We start from the raw sequence: 17,949 nt of genomic DNA on the forward strand, positions 1-17,949 counted from the left end.
TTTATGAAATTTAATCTTCTAATTCCGGCATAAGGAAAGGATTTTCATATATTTTAGTGGTCCCAGCCTCAGCATTTACAGTGGTTTTCAGTTCTTTATATCCATCTTTCCTGAATGTTACTTGGTAATATCTTAGTTCTCCTTTATCTAACATAAATTCGAGTGTAAAATATCCCCGCCAGCTAGTAGTTCCAAGCTTAGCACCACTTTCATCAAGATAAATATTCACATCAGAAACACCAGAGCCATTGCCATTTTCAACCTTACCTTCAACGTATCCCAGTTCTTTTACTGCTTCCGCTCCTGTTAGCAAACAAGTCATAATCGACAAATAAATAAAAAACTTCATAATGTTTGGTTTTAAATTGTTAATAATAAATTATGTATAGAAAATGTCATTTCTTTATTTTTTGCATCACGATATCCGGAACCATCATGATTTCTCCTAATGGTTGTAAAATTGTATCATGTTCAATCGTAGCATAACCTTCTTTTTGGAAAGATATTTTTTGCTTTGTTTTTCCTATGTAAAATTCCAAAATATACTTACCTGCTTTAGTTGTTGTGCAAACGATTGCGCCACTTATCCCTACCTGCACGCCAGGAATAGGTTTTTGATTTGAACTATCAATTACCCTCCCTCTGTAATGCACTAGGTTAGGAGAGTATCTGATATTTAACATGACATCTGGACTTTTTATATTTCCCTTCGTGTTTTCGTATTCTTTTCTTGTAATTTTCGTTTCTTTTAATATACTTTGATAAGGATTGCGTGAATATCCAATGTTAACGATGGAATCCAAATATGGGAAAACGATCTTATAATATCCATCTAAATTAGTTTGCACTGTTACAGCATCTTTTTCTTCTTTTGTCAAGAACGTAATAGTCGCTTCATTCAGAGGCTCCCCGGTTTCTGCGTCTCGTACATACCCTTCGTATGTAACCTTATCATTGGCACATCCATATACCATTGTGCAAATTGCACACTCGATAATAAGTAAGATTTTTTTCATTTTCATAATTTCAATCATTAGTTTTTTGTAGAACACATAATGTTGATTTTCGGGAGTGTCTAATCATGAAAAAATAGCAATAATTATATGTTGTATATATATAATTAATGTAAGAGATGTATGTATGCGAAATCTTTAATAATGTAATTGTTTATGATAGAGTGTGTTTGATTATTTGCCAGCTTTCAGATAAATTGAAAGGGGGGTATGTAGAATGGAATCCGTTCTTCTGAAAAAGCGTTTGCTTTTGGTGCGGTGGTAGTCTTTTATCACGCTGTCGGCGAGGGCTTCCGGAACAACGTAGTATCGGGTGCGTCCTTCTTCGAACGGGCGGTACGTGTAAAATTTGATGGTTTCCATGAAGTAACGGGTGTTGTCGGCTTTCGGGCGTGTTAACGTCAGGCGGATACATATTCCCCCGTCTGTTCCTTGATAGGTTTGGTTGGAGATGAAGTTGCCCAGCGAATATGCCGTAATCCCGATCGTGTCTTTCCCTGATAGTACGTACTCGATAGGTTGCACCACGTGGGGGTGGGAGCCGATCACGATGTCCGCTCCTTGAGCGTGTAGCCAGGCGGCGAGTGCTTTCTGTTCTTTGTTGGGGGAGGTGTGGTATTCATATCCCCAGTGCATGAAAGCAATGATGTTCGTTGCCGAGTCTTGTTGGGCTTGCCGGATGTCCCGTTTGATGACTGTGGTGTCGATGAGGGAAACAACGAAGCCTTTCGGAATGGGAAGCCCATTGGTGCCATAGGTATAATTCAATAAGGCTATTTTGAAACCATCTTTCCGGAGATATAGCGGGTTCCTTTTTTTGTAGCTGAGCGTATCCATGAAAATGCCCGTGTGGGCGATGCCGAGGGAATCGAGATAATAAATGGTCTTTGTGATTCCTTGTGCGAGCTGATCGCAGCAATGATTGTTTGCCGTGACAAATGTCGTTACTCCCAGGCGTTGTAAATCCCGGGCAATCTGCCAAGGGGAACAGAATCGGGGGTAACCGGAGAATTCTTTATCCGATAAGGTCGTTTCCAAGTTTGCGATGACAAAATCCGAGTTGTGCCAATAAGGAGCGATATACCGGAAACATTTCAAGTATTTGTAATCTTTCTCGCTCGGTGTGTGTGCATCGTATATCTGGGGTAAGTGCTGAATGATATCCCCGCAAAAGAATAAAGAGATAGAACTGGAAATTTCCGGTATTTCAATAGCGTGGTCTGCTCGGGTTGGTTTCTTTTCTTCCTTGCAAGCGGGAAAGAGAAGGATGAGCCATGAGAACAGGATAAGGGTAAGGCTGATCCTCGATTTCATATGGGGAATATAAAAAAAGCCGTCCGAAGACGGCTTCTGTTTATTTTTTCAATTCAAAATTGACTTCTTCTTCGGCGGGAGGAATACATTGGCTGCCTGAACAAGCCATATATTCAACGTTGGCAACCAGTTTAGCGGTGTCCTTTTTCAATTTCACGCGTTGAACAAAGGTTACTGTTCCCTCGAAGTATTTCAACTCCATGTTGAAAGCCTCGCTTTTTTCAACCTTCGGTTCCGTGGTAGCTTTGAATTTTCCTACCAGTTCGATACCGTCTGTTTCATCCTCGTCGAGGGTGAAAATAGTAGGTTGGGGACCATTTTCCGGTAGTTCTGTGTCATACAAGTGCCAGCCGCTCTCGATAGTGGCTTTGCAGATGATGTCATAAACACCCTCGCTTACTTTCTTGTAAGAAATTTGCCATTTCACCGGTTTCAGAACCTGTGAGTTTGCAGCTCCAACCATGATGGTTAATATTGCTGTAAGAATTAAAAGTCTTTTCATGAGTAAATCAATTAATTTTTAAAATAATTCCTCTCTAAAATTTTAGTGATGCAAAGTACAAAATTATCGAGAGAAATTGTCTTAGCTTACTGTTAAAAATATTATAATGTTTTCTTCACTGCTACTTCTTCGAAGCTTTCCACGAAGTCGCCTTGTTGAATGTCGTTGAAATTATTGATGTTCAAACCACATTCAAATCCTTTGCTGACTTCCTTCACATCGTCCTTGAAGCGTTTCAGTGAACCCAATTCTCCAGTGAAGATCACAATACCGTCACGGATCACGCGTACTTTCGAGGAACGGGTGATCTTTCCGTCTCTCACGATACAACCGGCAATGGTTCCCACCTTGGAAATCTTGAAGGTTTCAAGCACTTCCACGGTAGAGGTGATTTCTTCCTTGAATTCGGGAGAGAGCATACCTTCCATGGCGGCCTTGATTTCCTCGATTGCCGTGTAGATGATGGAGTAGAGCCGGATGTCGATCTCTTCTTTTTCTGCCAGTTTCCGGGCTCCCAAAGAGGGACGAACCTGGAATCCGACAATGATAGCGTTGGATGCTGCTGCCAGCATGACATCGCCCTCGGAGATCTGACCTACCGCCTTGTGGATCACGTTTACCTGGATTTCTGGGGTAGACAGTTTGATTAACGAATCGGACAATGCCTCGATAGAACCGTCCACGTCGCCTTTCACGATAATGTTCAGTTCCTGGAAGTTTCCGATCGCGATACGTCTTCCGATTTCGTCCAGCGTGATATGTTTCTGCGTGCGCAATCCTTGCTCGCGTTGCAGTTGCTCGCGTTTGTTGGCAAGGGCGCGAGCGTCTTTCTCGTTCGCCATCACGTTGAATTTATCACCGGCTTGGGGCGCCCCGTTCAACCCGAGGATCAATGCCGGGCATGAAGGTCCGCCTTCTTCCATTTTGGCACCCCGCTCGTTGAACATGGCTTTCACGTGCCCGAAATATTGTCCGGCAAGCACGACATCTCCGACATGGAGAGTTCCGCTTTGTACCAGGACGGTGGCAACGTATCCGCGTCCTTTATCCAGTGAGGATTCTATGATAGAACCCGTCGCTTTCTTGTGCGGGTTGGCTTTCAATTCAAGAATTTCCGCTTCAAGCAATACTTTTTCCAGTAGCTCTTCCACGTGCAATCCTTTTTTAGCGGAGATTTCCTGGCATTGGTATTTACCGCCCCATTCTTCCACGAGGTAGTTCATGGCTGCCAGTTCCTCCCGTATCTTGTCGGGGTTAGCTCCCGGTTTGTCGATCTTGTTGATTGCGAATACGATCGGTACGCCTGCCGCACTAGCGTGGTTGATAGCCTCCACGGTTTGTGGCATCACGCTGTCGTCAGCCGCAATGATAATGATGGCGATATCGGTTACCTGTGCACCTCTGGCACGCATGGCGGTAAACGCCTCGTGACCCGGGGTATCCAGGAAAGTTACCATTCTTCCGTCGGTCAATTTCACGCTGTAAGCCCCGATATGCTGCGTGATACCTCCCGCTTCACCGGCGATCACGTTTGCTTTACGGATATAGTCGAGCAAAGATGTTTTACCGTGGTCGACGTGTCCCATGACCGTAACGATCGGGGAACGTGTCTCCAGCATATCTTCTGTTTCTTCTTCTTCCTCCTCGATCGCTTCCTGAATGTCCACACTGACAAATTCAACCTCGAATCCGAATTCTTCTGCCACGATGTTGATGGTTTCGGCGTCCAGGCGTTGATTGATAGATACGAATAGCCCGAGCGACATACAAGCCGAGATAATCTCTGCCACGGAAATATCCATCATGGTGGCTAACTCGCTAACCGTAACGAATTCCGTGAGTTTAAGAACATTCTTTTCCATTTCGGCTTGCTCCATTTCGGCTTGCATTTTCTGGTGCACAGCGTCCCGTTTGTCTCTCCGGTGCTTGGAAGCCTTTGTCTTTCCTTTGCTTCCGAGGCGGGCAAACGTATCTTTGATTTGTTTTTGAACGTCTTCCTCCGAAATTTCAGCCTTGCTGGCTTTCTTTTTCTTGATTTTTTTGAGCTTCTTTTTGTTCTCTTCCTGTTTTGCCGTTTTGGATGTGTCGATGCTGATTTTTTCGTCCTTTTTCAGGATGCGCTTTCTCTTTTTGCGAATTTCCGTGTCGTCAGAATCCTCCACTTCCTCTTTTTTAATCGGAACATTTCTCTTTAGAGAAATCTCGTCCGTACTTTTCGGTGGAATAAGAGATTTCTTCTTCAACTCGCGCTTGTCTTTTTCCCGTTCTTGTTTACTCTTTTTCGGAGGACGAGTGCGTTGATTGATAGCGTCTAAATCGATAGACCCTACAACTTTCACGTCTTTTATGGTTGGGGTCGGGGATTTATAGCTGATTTCTTGTTTCTCCGTGTTGGAAGTTTTTTCTTCCGTTTCTCGTGGAGTTTCCTGTTTTATCTCTTCTCTCGGTTGTTTTACAAGAACTTTCGGGGTCGATTGGGCAACGGGGATTTGCTCTTCTTGGCGTATCTCCGTTTGCGCAGCAATCGTTTTTTCTTCTACTTGAACTTCCACGGGTGCTTCCTCTTTCTTCTCTTCCTGTTTTTCTTCTTTTTTCTCTTCCTTCAACTCTTTCTTTTCCTCTACCTTTTCTTCCGGTTTGGGTTTATTGAGTTTGTTCAGGTCGATATGATCGACAACTTTTATTTTGCTTTCCAGTTTGATCTCGTCTTTCACGGAAATAAATTCCGGTTGATGAGATTCCGTGATTTCGCCCATGTTATCGATGGAAACGGTCTCTTTCTTTGTCCGCGAGTTTTTTAAGTCAACGCGATTGGACTCTTTTTTAGCCTCGCTATCGGTGGAGAACTCTTTGGCTATCAAAGAGTATTGTTCATCAGTTAACTTCGCGTTCGGATCAGATGAAATCTTAATCCCTTTATCTTGTAGGAAATCCACTATCGTGGACAAGCCTACGTTAAATTCTCTAGCAACTTTACTTAGTCTAACTGCCATATTAAGATTTTATTTTACAAGCATTCATAACCTTGAGCGTCCTTATTCAAATTCGGCTCTTAATACTCTGAGAACCTCCCTGATGGTCTCTATCTCAAGATCAGTCCTGCTCTCTAATTCTGATTCACTTAACTCCAGTACGCTCTTGGCGGTATCGCAACCTACGCGTTTCAGTTCTTCAATGATCCACGGTTCGATTTCGTCGGAGAATTCTTCCAGATTCACGTCTTCCTCCTCTGCTTGTTCCACTTCGCGGTACACGTCGATCTCGTATCCGGTGAGCTGGCTTGCCAGTTTGATGTTCAAGCCGCCTTTACCGATCGCCAGGGATACTTCCTCCGGGTTCAGGAACACGTTTGCTCTTTTGTTTTCTTCATCCAGTTCGATTTTGTTGATCTTGGCGGGATTCAACGAACGGGTGATATAAAGTTGTACGTTGTTCGTGTAGTTGATGACGTCGATATTCTCGTTTCTCAATTCCCGGACAATCCCGTGTATGCGCGATCCTTTCATACCCACGCAGGCTCCCACGGGGTCGATACGGTCGTCATAAGATTCGACAGCCACTTTTGCACGTTCGCCCGGAACCCGTACCACGTTTTTGATCGTGATAAGACCGTCGAATATTTCCGGCACCTCGTTCTCGAACAATCTTTCGAGGAACACGGGTGATGTCCTGGAAAGAACGATGTAAGGAGAGGCGTTTCTCATTTCAACCCGGATGACCACGGCGCGAATCGTATCCCCTTTCTTGAAGAAATCACTCGGGATTTGTTCTTGTTTGGGTAATATCAATTCGTTCCCTTCGTCGTCAAGTACCAGAATTTCTTTTTTCCATACCTGGTAAACTTCCCCAGTCACGATCTGACCCACTTTCTCTTTGTATTTCGTGAAAATGTGGTCTTTTTCCAATTCCAGGATTCGAGCCGACAGGTTTTGTCTTAATGCCAAAACAGAACGCCGCCCGAAGTCTTTGAATTTCACTTCGTCGGTGACTTCTTCTCCCACCTCGTAATCGGAATCTATTTTCTTGGCGTCGGTCAATGATATTTGTGTGTTCGGGTTCTCGAATTCCGCATCTTCCACAACCGTGCGGTTTCTCCAGATCTCCAAGTCCCCTTTGTCTATATTGATAATGATGTCAAAATTTTCGTCTGTGCCATATCGTTTGATAAGCATATTTCTGAAGATGTCTTCCAAAACTCTCATCAAGGTGGCTCTGTCGATATTTTTTAGCTCTTTGAATTCTGCAAATGAATCAATCAAATTAATGTTTTCCATTTTATCTTGTGTGTTTAGAAAATAACAATGTCTTTTACCTCCTTTATATCCGTGAAAGGGATATCTTTATCCATTTTTACGATACTTTTCTTCTTTTTCCCCTCAACTGCAACTTTCTCTTCGCACTCGAGCGTGATTCCCGCGTCTGAAAAGGATTTTAATATTCCCTGTATTTTCCCGCCGGTTTGTAGCTTTACCTCAACTTCTTTGTTTAGGTTTTTTTCATACTGCTTGGGTACTTTGAACGGGTAACCAATGCCGGCACTCGAAACGGTGAGGGCAAAGTCTTCGGTTTCCCGGTCGAGTTGCGCTTCCAGTTTTTTGCATATCTGCCGGCAGGTGCCCACGTTGACCCCTTGTAGCGAATCGATGTAAACCTCTATCGTGTTTTCCGAGGACACGATCAAGTCAACCAAAAACAAGTCGCCTTCTTCCAGTATGGATTCAATAATTTCTTGTATTTCCCTTTTACTTTTCATTCTATTCTCAAATTCTAAGATAACAGACGAGGGGACTTACCGCCCCCTCGTCTGTTAATAACCGCTTGCAAAGATACAATTAATTCTTTTTATTCCAAATGGTTCGTGTGAAAAAAATGCAGGATATAGCAGCTCTTCTCCTTACACGGTAGAGTTGTCCGTTTATAAGTGTAATTCCTACTTTTTATCCGATAGAATACATACACTAAAGTAGTAATTCCAGTGCAATAGCATAAAAAACTTATTATTGCCCTTATAAAACGCTATTAGAACGCTGTACTAGAAATAGGGTTTTAATAGCGTTTTATATGGTATTGCACTGGAATTGCTGCTTTAGTCATATTGAATTCATTTGGGTAATCTATATGTTTTAAAAGAGAACTCCTTTGATAAATACATCGTGAAAGTCCAATAAATTAACTGTTTACAAAATGAGTGACTCGAAAAAATGAAACATATTTGTCACATTCTTTCTATAGTTCCAAATAAAATTTGTAAGTTTGCCGAAATTTTGTGAATTATGGAGTTTAAAGCAAAGGATATAGCAGCTCTGCTTGGTGGAGTTGTGGATGGAGATCCGGAAGTTATTGTAAATAATGTGTCCAAGATAGAAGAGGGAAAGCCTGGTACGCTGGCTTTTCTTGCTAATCCTAAATATGAACACTATATTTACACGACGCAAGCGTCCATCGTGCTGGTAAACAAAACTTTCGAGCCTACCCACGAGTATGCGTGCACGTTGATCCGCGTGGAATCGGCTTATGATGCTATTGCTTCGTTGCTGCAGATGTACGAGGATATGCGTCCGAAACCAGTGGGAATAGAACAACCGTCTTACATTAATGAAAGTGCCACGATAGGAGAAAAGCCTTATATCGGGGCATTTGTTTATATAGGAAAAGGGGCAAAAATAGGCAATAATGTAAAAATATATCCCCAGGCTTATATCGGCGACGGGGTGACTGTCGGGGACAACACGATTATTTATTCCGGGGTGAAGATTTACACGGGATGTGTTGTGGGAAAATCATGTATCTTGCATGCCGGGGCGGTTCTCGGGGCTGATGGATTCGGTTTCGCTCCGGAAGGAGATCATTACAAGAAAGTCCCGCAGATCGGGAATGTAGTGTTGGAGGATAACGTGGAAGTTGGGGCAAACACTTGTGTGGATAGAGCGACAATGGGTTCTACTATCATTCATGCGGGAGTGAAATTGGATAATCTGGTGCAGATTGCGCATAATGTTGTCGTGGGTGGCAACACGGTGATCGCTGCACAGTCGGGTATCGCTGGGACAACGAAAATCGGGGAGAATTGCGTGTTTGGCGGACAGGTGGGTATCGTGGGGCACTTGACGATTGGGGCTGGAACCCAGATCGCCGCTCAGAGCGGTATCACTTCCAATATAGCGGAGAAATCCGTGTTGCGCGGGTCGCCTGCTTTCGATTACCCGAAATACCAGAAATGCTACGTGATGTTCCGCAAATTGCCGGATATGTACTCGCAGTTAAGAGATTTGGAAAAAGAAGTTGCAAATTTAAAGTCAAAATAAAATGTCAGTGAAGCAAAGAACTTTAAAGAGTGAATTCTCTTTGAGCGGAAAAGGTTTGCATACCGGCAAAACGGTAACGGCGACTTTCAAGCCGGCGGAAGAGAATTTCGGATATAAAATACATCGGGTAGATTTAGAGGGAACTCCTGAGATTCCCGCTTTGGCTGCATATATTAAATTGATGGATCGTGCCAGCTGTCTGGAAAAAGACGGAGTTTGCGTCTTCACGATGGAGCATGCGATGGCAGCCCTTTACGGTTGTGGCATCGACAACTGCCTGATCGAGTTGAACGGGGAAGAATTCCCGATCCTGGACGGGAGTGCGAAGTATTTCGTGGAAGCCATTGAGAAAGTGGGTATCGAGGAGCAGGCGGCAGAACGGAAATATTTCGTTGTGAAAGAGCAAATGGAGTATTGCAGCGAGGATGGGCAAACCAAGTTAACCTTGTTGCCCGATACGGATTACAACGTGAATTTAGTTGTTGCTTACGATTCTCCTTACTTGCAGATGCAATACGCTTCTTATTCAAGCAAAACGACGGACTTTGCTAAGGAAATAGCTCCTTGTCGCACGTTCGTGTTCTTGAGAGAGTTGGAAACGTTGTTGCAGCACAACCTGATAAAAGGTGGTGATTTGGATAATGCCATCGTGATCGTTGACCGGGAGATTTCTCAGGTAGAAGTGGATCGTTTGGCGAAATTATTCAATTATGATTCTATCGAGGTGAAACAAGGCGTGTTGAATAACCTGACCTTGTATTTTGATAACGAGCCGGCACGTCATAAATTGTTGGATGTTATCGGTGATTTGGCATTATGCGGACGTTTCATCAAGGGACGCGTGATTGCAGAAAGACCGGGACACAAGGCAAACACGACTTTGGCACAAAAGATGTGCAAGGCTATCGCGCAGGCAGAACGCGGGGATGTCCGTCCGGACGTGGACACGGATTCCGAACCGTTGATGGACGTGAACAAAGTACGTTCCCTGTTGCCTCACCGTCCTCCTTTCTTGTTAGTAGACAAAATCTACGAGGTGACGAACGATATCGTGATCGGTTGCAAGAACGTGACGATGAACGAGCCTTTCTTCGTGGGACACTTCCCGGAAGAACCTGTTATGCCGGGTGTGTTGATCGTGGAAGCGATGGCGCAATGCGGTGGTATTCTCGTGTTGAATCAGGTGGAAGATCCGGAGAATTATTCCACTTATTTTGTTAAAATTGATGGCATCAAATTCCGTCATAAGGTGGTTCCGGGGGATACGTTGGTATTCAAATTGGAGAGGATTGCTCCCATACGCCGCGGGATCGTGACGATGAGAGGGTATGCTTTCGTTGGTAAAACTTTAGTATGTGAAGTTGCGGAATTTATGGCGCAAGTTGCAAAAAACAAGAAGGATTAGTAAACTTGCATCCGCAAAAATGAAAATAATATATATCATTAAATAAAAAACGAATGAAACAACCGTTGGCTTATGTTCATCCAGAGGCTCAAATTGCTGATAACGTGGTAATTGAACCGTTTGTAACGATTGACAAGAACGTTGTTATAGAGGAGGGGACAAGAATTGGCTCGAATGTTACGATCCTGGAAGGTGCGCACATTGGGAAGAATTGTAAGATTTTCCCGGGAGCTGTTATTTCTGCTGTCCCCCAGGATTTGAAGTTTAAAGGCGAGAAATCTATCGTGGTGATCGGTGATAACACGACCATCCGCGAATGCGCCACCATAAATAGGGGTACTGCCGCGAAAGGAATTACCAAGGTAGGGAACAATTGTTTGATTATGGCTTACGTTCACATTGCCCACGACTGTGAGATCGGGAATAATTGTATCATAACCAATGCTTGCCAGTTGGCAGGTGAGGTGGTGGTGGATGATTTCGCAATCATCGGGGGGATGACCGCCGTACATCAGTTCGTGCATATCGGGCGCCACGTGATGATTCAAGGTGGTTCGTTGATCGGGAAAGACGTACCTCCTTACGTGAAAGCTGGAAGAATGCCCTTGTCTTATGCTGGGGTAAACTCCATCGGGTTGCGTCGTCGTGAATTCTCGAACGAGAAGATCAACGAGATTCAGGATATTTACCGTATTCTTTTCCAATCCGGGTTGAATACTTCGGATGCGGTTGAACGGATCGAGGCTGAAATGGCAGCATCCAAAGAACGCGATGAGATAATCTTGTTCGTGCGTAGTAGCAAACGGGGTATCATGAAGGGGTACATGGGTTAAGCTGTGCATCATTTAGAATTAATATATTTTAGAGCTTGGCGGTATCGTCAAGCTCTATTTGTCTAAATTGGTTTGTTGGGCGGGACTGGCTTGCTAATTTGAATTTAGAAGGGATGGTTATGTATAAAAGAATATTGGAGTTTTTGAAGGATAAGCCTGAAGAGTATCAGTTAAGTACAAGTAAGTTTTGGGATGATGGGCATATATCTGAATATATGCTTGATGCGCATTTGAATCCTGATGCGGATGGGGCATCTCGAAAGCATGAATTTATCAAACGTTCCGCGATCTGGATAGCAAGTCTTGTCCCCAATCCGGTAGGGAAAGAATTGCTCGATTTAGGATGTGGCCCCGGGTTGTATGCCACCGTTTTTGACGATTTGGGTTTCCGGGTTACCGGTGTCGATTTCTCGGAGCGTTCCATTGCCTATGCGAAGGAGCAGGCTTTTGGGGAAAATAGGCAGATCACTTACCATTACATGAATTATCTTGAGATGGAGTACGAACGGCAATTCGATGTGATAACTTTGATTTACTGTGATTTCGGAGTTTTGAAGCCTGAAGATCGGCATCGGTTGTTGGGCAAGGCAAAAAGGGCGTTAAAGCCGGGCGGGATGCTTGTCTTGGATGGCTTCACGAGTGAACAATACGTGGATTTTGAAGAGTCCGAAATGGAGAGTTACGAGCGTTCTGGGTTTTGGAGTGATTCGCCATACGCGTGTATTCAAAGAAATTTCAAGTATGATGAAGCTAAAATTTACCTTGAACAGTATGTCGTTATCACGGAGGATGATTGTGAGTGTTTTAATATCTGGAATCAGGAATTTACTAAAGATTCCTTGACGAAGGAATTGCAGGATGCAGGGTTCTCGGAATTCCGGTATTATGACGATATCAGCGGTAAATCTTACACGGGGGATAGTAAGACGATTTGTGTTGTAGTGCAGTAAAGATGATAATAAAAAAGCACTTCGAAAGAAGTGCTTTTTTGTTGTTCTAATCCTGAGATTATAATTTAGGACCTGCGGTAACCAATGCTTTTCCGGCAGCGTTGCCTTCGAACTTCTTGAAGTTCTTGATAAAGCGTTCAGACAAATCTTTTGCTTTTGTTTCCCATTCGCTGGCGTTGCTGTACGTGTCGCGAGGATCGAGGATTTTCGGATCAACTCCCGGTAATGCGGTCGGCACTTGGAAGTTGAAGAACGGGATGTTCTTGGTCGGGGCTTTGTCGATAGAACCGTCAAGGATAGCATCGATAATACCACGAGTATCTTTGATAGAGATACGTTTTCCGGTACCGTTCCATCCGGTGTTTACCAAGTATGCTTTTGCTCCTGATTTTTCCATTTTCTTCACGAGTTCCTCTGCATATTTGGTCGGGTGCAATGACAAGAATGCTGCACCGAAACAAGCGGAGAATGTCGGGGTCGGTTCGGTAATACCACGTTCCGTTCCAGCTAATTTAGCGGTGAATCCGGACAAGAAATAGTATTTCGTTTGTTCCGGGGTCAGGATAGATACCGGAGGTAATACCCCGAATGCGTCAGCTGACAAGAAAATAACCTGCTTGGCAGCCGGACCTTTAGAAATCGGTTTCACGATATTCTTGATGTGATAGATCGGGTAAGAAACACGGGTATTTTCAGTAACTGATTTATCATTGAAATCGATCTTGCCGTTAGCGTCAACGGTTACGTTCTCTAACAAAGCGTCACGTTTGATAGCGTTGTAAATATCCGGTTCTGCTTCTTTGCTCAAGTTGATTACTTTAGCATAGCATCCGCCCTCGTAGTTGAACACGCCTTCGTCATCCCATCCGTGCTCGTCGTCACCGATCAACAGACGTTTCGGGTCAGTTGACAAGGTGGTTTTACCCGTACCGGACAAACCGAAGAAGATGGCGGTGTTCTTGCCATTCATATCCGTGTTGGCAGAGCAGTGCATGGAAGCGATGCCACGTAACGGGTTCAAATAGTTCATGATAGAGAAGATTCCCTTCTTCATTTCACCACCGTACCAAGTATTCAGGATGACTTGTTCTTTGGTCTTCAAGTTGAAAACGGTAGCCGTTTCAGAGTTCAACCCTAATTCCTTGAAGTTTTCTACTTTAGCTTTAGCAGCGTTGAAAGAAACGAAATCGGGTTCCCCGTAGTTAGCTAATTCTTCTTCTGTCGGACGGATAAACATATTCTTCACGAAGTGAGCTTGCCATGCCACTTCCATGATGAAACGTACTTTCAGACGAGTACCTTCGTTGGCACCGCAGAATGTATCCACTACATATAGTTTCTTGCCGGATAGTTCTTTCACGGCTTTTGCTTTCAGATCAGCCCAGGCTTCTTCCGAGCAAGGTTTGTTGTCGTTCTTGTACTCCTCGGAAGTCCACCATACTGTGTCGGCACTGGCTTCGTTCTTTACAAAGAATTTATCTTTGGGAGAACGTCCGGTGTAGATACCGGTCATCACGTTTATGGCACCGAGTTCGGTTAAATATCCTTTTTCGTACCCTTCCAGTTTCGGGTCTGTTTCAGCCTTGTACAATTCTTCGTATGAGGGGTTGTGTAAGATTTCTTTCACCCCTGTGATTCCATAAATGCTTAAATCCAATTTTGACATAGCAATAAATTTATGTTTGTAAATTAATTAACTCCTTTTTTCCGTAATCAGACCACAAAATTAGGAAACATTTTGATATAAACAATCAGCTTTCCCTTTCCCGTGAGCCTTTATATATAATTAACACATCGGCATTAACCGTCAACGTGTAATGACGTGTTTATCCTGTTGTACACTGTTTGTACGTGTGGCTCGATGAATTTGTTTGTGTCGATCCCACGTATGTAACTATCGGTAAACACGGGATTTAATTTATTGTCTATCCGGTTTCGCCCGATAGCGGTGAGGGCTGCGCTTTGCAGAAAGGGAGAGGCGGATTGCAGGTATTCGCTTACCCGGTTTTCCAAGTCTTTTCTTTTGGAAAGTACTAGCGTCCCGAAATATTCGGCGATCTCGAAGCTATGACAATGTTCTAACAATTGTGTAATTTTTTCAGTAATTAAATCCTCGACGGGGAATAAAAAGCAAGCGACAATTTGTTCTTCCCGTCTTCCTGTACCCCACAAGAGTTGTGCCACTTTTTGATCTTTGGAATAACGGGTTGCCAGATTTTTTAAAGAAAGGTAACTAGCCCCGATTTGTCCCCGGGTATCCGCCCCCACGTTCTCCATACTGTCGAGGCTTCTTCCGTTTTGCAAGCGAAAGATTCGGCGGCTGATTTCCTTGAAGGTTTGTTCCGTTTCTTTGTTTATCGGGAATACTTTCATTATTTCTCAATGCATTAGTGAAAAATTTGCTTCACAAAAGTAGGGATAAATAAATGATTCGGGGAAATAAAAATGATATTTTATAACATATTCAAACGTTTGTGTAGAAGTCGCTTATATTAAAGTTTCTAAATGTGTTAAATATTTATTAAGATTTGGACGTGAAACGGTTGTTTCACGGGTTATCGCTAATTTCGTGCTTCAAAATTGTGCTCGAATAGATTAATGTTTTAATAATAAGAACGATGATTAAGTTTTTCACGTGCTCGCTGTTTTGTTTTTTTGTCTTGACCGGTGTTTGTCAAAAGGCGAATTACAAGCAGGCGGAGAAGTTTATGAAGATGGACACAAGAGCTTTGGTCGGCTCGACGAGTGTCGCGCCGAATTATTTGAAGAAGAGTGACAAGTTTTGGTATTCTTACCGGAAAGCGGATGGAGTGCGCTATTTTTTCGTGGATCCCAAAGCAAAGTCGCAAAGAGAGTTGTTTGATCGGGATTTTATGGCAGCGGAAATCAGCAAAGTGACTCATAAGCCCGTGAATAAGCAGGAGCTTCCTATCTCGGGCATTACTTTCAAGGATGACGAGCGAACTATGAAGTTTATGGTTGACACGTTCCGTTTCGAGTATAATATCAACACTGGGCGGTTGGTTAAGATTGATTCTGCCAGGAAGAAGTCAACGCCGCCTGCTCCGCGGAAAAAGACAGGCTTGTTCGGAACTTATTCCCCGGACAGCTCTTATATCGTGTATGCCAAAAGTCATAATTTGTATATGTTGCGCATGAAAGATTCGGTGGAAACTCAGTTGACAACCGACGGGGAGATAAAATATTCGTATGCCTCTTCTGGTACGGATACTTCAACGGCAAGGAGGGATGCCCGTGTCACTTGGTTCGAGAATTCCGAACGTTTCTACGTTCGCCGTACAGACCGGAGAAAGATTAAATCCTTGTATCTCGTGAATAATTTGTCTTCCCGTCCCACGCTTAGCGAATACGAATACGTGATGGCGGGTGACGAAAACGTGCAACAAGAGGAGCTTTATCTTTTCGATACGTTGAATAAGAAGCAAATTAAAGTACCTGTGGAGAAATGGAAAGATCAGACAATTCGTTTGTTTACTCCCGGTAAGAAAGTAGAACGTCTTTATTTTTTGAGAAAAAAGAGGACGTGTGACGAGATCGATTTCTGTCGGGTAAACCCGGAAACGGGCGAGGTGAAAGTGTTGTTTAGCGAGATTGATGAGCCTTATTTCAATAATGAATTTTTCAACTTGTCCCTGTTGAATGACGGGGAAGATATTATCTGGTGGTCGGAACGCACGGGGCACGGTCATTTCTATCACTATGACGGGGAGGGAAATTTGAAAAACACGATTTCTTCCGGGGCATGGACTGCCGGGAAGCTGATTAAGATAGATACTGTCGGGCGTACGATTTATTTCGAGGGATACGGGCAAGTGAAAGGCGAATGCCCTTATTTTGCCCGGATAAACAAGGCTCGTATCGACGGGAACGGTCAGGTAGAAATGTTGACACCGGAACAGGCGACGCACGAGGCTGTTTTTTCCGAGTCGGGACGTTATTTCGTGGATAATTATTCCCGTGTCGATCTGGAACCTAAAAGTGTGTTGCGGGATAATAAAGGGAAGAAGATTCTTGATCTGGCTTCGCCTGATCTGGCAGCTCTTTATGCCACGGGTTGGCGAATGCCGGAACCTTTTACATTGAAAGCCGCGGACGGGGTAACCGATCTCTATGGTTATATGTGGAAGCCGGCAGATTTTGATTCCACGAAGACTTATCCGATTATCTCGTATGTTTACCCGGGACCCCAGACGGAGGCGATCCCGTTGAAATTTAGTATCAAGGCGGCATATAACACGGCACTGGCACAAGTTGGCTTTGTCGTGGTGACTTTCGGGCACCGGGGTGGCAGCCCTTTGCGGGACAAGTGGTATCATACGTTCGGGCACGGTAATCTTCGCGATTATCCCTTGGCGGACGATAAGTGCGGGATCGAGCAATTGGCAGAGCGATATCCTTTTATAGATAAGTCGAAGGTCGGTATTTTCGGGCATTCCGGTGGAGGCTTTATGTCCACGGCGGCGATATGTACTTACCCGGATTTCTATACGGCAGCCGTTTCCTCCGCGGGGAATCATGATAACAATATATATAACCAATGGTGGGGAGAGACTCACCACGGGATAAATGAGGTGAAGTCATTCGAGAAAAAGACGGTGAAAGACTCCGTCACCGGGAAGGATTCCACGATCACCGAAGAAAAGGTGAAATTTACAAGCCGTATCCCCACGAACATTGAATTGGCAAAGAATTTGAAGGGTTATTTGATGTTAGTCACGGGAGATTCGGATAATAACGTGCATCCGGCAAATACGATTCGGATGGCGGATGCCCTTCTACGTGCCGGGAAGAATTTTGATTTGGTGATACTGCCCGGACAACGTCATGGTTTTCAAGGTATGCCGCAAGAATTTTATCAACGGAAGATGTGGTTCCATTTCGGTAAATATTTGTTGGGCGATTTTTCTTCCGATAAATTCCGGGAGATAGATGCCTTTATGCGATTGTAAAAAGGAATTTGATATTTTATTCCGTGATTGCCGATTTTGTGATTTTTTTGATTGCAAGGTCGGCAATTCTTTTCAAGATATTCCCGCTTCTATCAATTCTTCGATTTTTTCGATCAATTGTTCAGTGGTTAATTCCATTTCTTCAATAGCCATCCAAGTTACAATATTTTCCCGGTTTACCAAGTAGACCCGGGGAATGGTGCTATTGGCGAAAAGTGAAAAAACTTCTCTTGCCGGATCGAGATAGAAAGGCATCTTGAATTCGTTTTTCGACCAGTATTTGTTGACGTCGGAGGCTGTTTCTGCCCGAGATACCATGACGAGTTTGAAATCTGTGTTTTCATGTAATTGTTGCCATATGCCCTCGATCTTGGGTAACTCCCGTTCACAATCGGGGCAAGTAGTCATGAAAAACACGAGCAACGTCACGTGTCCCTTTAGTTGCTCGCTGTTCAGTTCTTCCCCGGCAGCATTTTTCACGGTAAAGTCCGGCAGTTGGTCACCAGCCTTGATGTAGTTTTCTATTTCGTCGTCTTGGTCTTTATCTTTCACGCAAGAAGAAAAGAACAAAGAAAATAACGCAAGTAATATAATAGATGTCGTTTTCATAACCTTATTCCTAATTTGAGCGTGAAGATAGTGAATTACATGGAATTC

The 17,949-nt window shown here is 43.8% G+C and carries 15 protein-coding genes; 5 read left to right on the top strand and 10 right to left on the bottom strand.

Annotation, left to right across the window (positions count from 1 at the left end):
- Positions 1–10: 10 nt before the first annotated feature.
- The 7 genes from BN8899_RS10755 to rimP all read right to left on the bottom strand — a co-directional run bounded on the left by BN8899_RS10755 (position 11) and on the right by rimP (position 7,582).
- On the bottom strand, positions 11–349 hold the full coding sequence (locus BN8899_RS10755; protein ID WP_065219369.1) for a carboxypeptidase-like regulatory domain-containing protein: 339 nt from the start codon (positions 347–349) through the stop codon (positions 11–13).
- 46 nt (positions 350–395) lie between these two features.
- Entirely contained in the window at positions 396–1,022 is a 627-nt protein-coding gene (locus BN8899_RS10760; RefSeq protein WP_148375373.1) for a carboxypeptidase regulatory-like domain-containing protein, read from the bottom strand.
- A gap of 165 nt (positions 1,023–1,187) precedes the next feature.
- On the bottom strand, positions 1,188–2,327 hold the full coding sequence (locus BN8899_RS10765; RefSeq protein ID WP_065219371.1) for a CapA family protein: 1,140 nt from the start codon (positions 2,325–2,327) through the stop codon (positions 1,188–1,190).
- A gap of 40 nt (positions 2,328–2,367) precedes the next feature.
- Positions 2,368–2,829, bottom strand: coding sequence for a protein-disulfide reductase DsbD domain-containing protein (locus BN8899_RS10770; RefSeq protein ID WP_026207463.1), 462 nt, complete (start codon positions 2,827–2,829; stop codon positions 2,368–2,370).
- Between the two features lie 101 nt (positions 2,830–2,930).
- Positions 2,931–5,822: a translation initiation factor IF-2 gene (gene infB / locus BN8899_RS10775; protein ID WP_018337512.1), complete on the bottom strand. Its 2,892-nt coding sequence runs from the start codon at positions 5,820–5,822 to the stop codon at positions 2,931–2,933.
- Between the two features lie 42 nt (positions 5,823–5,864).
- Positions 5,865–7,103 carry a transcription termination factor NusA gene (gene nusA / locus BN8899_RS10780; protein WP_018337511.1) on the bottom strand — a complete coding sequence of 413 codons (1,239 nt, stop codon included), beginning with the start codon at positions 7,101–7,103 and terminating at the stop codon, positions 5,865–5,867.
- A gap of 14 nt (positions 7,104–7,117) precedes the next feature.
- The gene (gene rimP, locus BN8899_RS10785) at positions 7,118–7,582 is read right to left on the bottom strand and encodes a ribosome assembly cofactor RimP (protein WP_018337510.1); all 465 of its coding nucleotides are present in this window, start codon (positions 7,580–7,582) and stop codon (positions 7,118–7,120) included.
- A gap of 520 nt (positions 7,583–8,102) precedes the next feature.
- Here rimP and lpxD point away from each other — a divergent pair.
- From lpxD to BN8899_RS10805, 4 genes are all read left to right on the top strand, one after another.
- On the top strand, positions 8,103–9,134 hold the full coding sequence (gene lpxD, locus BN8899_RS10790; RefSeq protein ID WP_018337509.1) for a UDP-3-O-(3-hydroxymyristoyl)glucosamine N-acyltransferase: 1,032 nt from the start codon (positions 8,103–8,105) through the stop codon (positions 9,132–9,134).
- Between the two features lies 1 nt (position 9,135).
- Entirely contained in the window at positions 9,136–10,539 is a 1,404-nt protein-coding gene (locus BN8899_RS10795; RefSeq protein WP_065219372.1) for a bifunctional UDP-3-O-[3-hydroxymyristoyl] N-acetylglucosamine deacetylase/3-hydroxyacyl-ACP dehydratase, read from the top strand.
- 53 nt (positions 10,540–10,592) lie between these two features.
- The gene (gene lpxA, locus BN8899_RS10800; protein WP_018337507.1) at positions 10,593–11,372 is read left to right on the top strand and encodes an acyl-ACP--UDP-N-acetylglucosamine O-acyltransferase; all 780 of its coding nucleotides are present in this window, start codon (positions 10,593–10,595) and stop codon (positions 11,370–11,372) included.
- Between the two features lie 119 nt (positions 11,373–11,491).
- A complete protein-coding gene (locus tag BN8899_RS10805; RefSeq protein ID WP_065219373.1) occupies positions 11,492–12,322 on the top strand; it encodes a class I SAM-dependent methyltransferase in 831 nt (276 codons plus the stop codon).
- A 58-nt stretch (positions 12,323–12,380) separates the two neighbouring features.
- On the opposite strand, the gene pckA is transcribed toward BN8899_RS10805, so the two are convergent.
- The gene (gene pckA, locus BN8899_RS10810; RefSeq protein ID WP_065219374.1) at positions 12,381–13,988 is read right to left on the bottom strand and encodes a phosphoenolpyruvate carboxykinase (ATP); all 1,608 of its coding nucleotides are present in this window, start codon (positions 13,986–13,988) and stop codon (positions 12,381–12,383) included.
- A gap of 134 nt (positions 13,989–14,122) precedes the next feature.
- The gene (locus BN8899_RS10815) at positions 14,123–14,695 is read right to left on the bottom strand and encodes a DNA alkylation repair protein (protein ID WP_065219375.1); all 573 of its coding nucleotides are present in this window, start codon (positions 14,693–14,695) and stop codon (positions 14,123–14,125) included.
- Between the two features lie 245 nt (positions 14,696–14,940).
- Between BN8899_RS10815 and BN8899_RS10820 the strand changes: the two genes are divergently transcribed.
- Positions 14,941–17,292 (top strand): S9 family peptidase, encoded by a 2,352-nt coding sequence (locus tag BN8899_RS10820; RefSeq protein WP_065219376.1) that lies wholly within the window; start codon positions 14,941–14,943, stop codon positions 17,290–17,292.
- 72 nt (positions 17,293–17,364) lie between these two features.
- Here BN8899_RS10820 and BN8899_RS10825 read toward each other — a convergent pair whose 3' ends face one another.
- A complete protein-coding gene (locus tag BN8899_RS10825) occupies positions 17,365–17,901 on the bottom strand; it encodes a TlpA family protein disulfide reductase (protein WP_065219377.1) in 537 nt (178 codons plus the stop codon).
- Positions 17,902–17,949: the final 48 nt, after the last annotated feature.

It is taken from the genome of Butyricimonas sp. Marseille-P2440 (genome assembly GCF_900091675.1).
Classification (GTDB): Bacteria; Bacteroidota; Bacteroidia; order Bacteroidales; family Marinifilaceae; genus Butyricimonas; species Butyricimonas synergistica.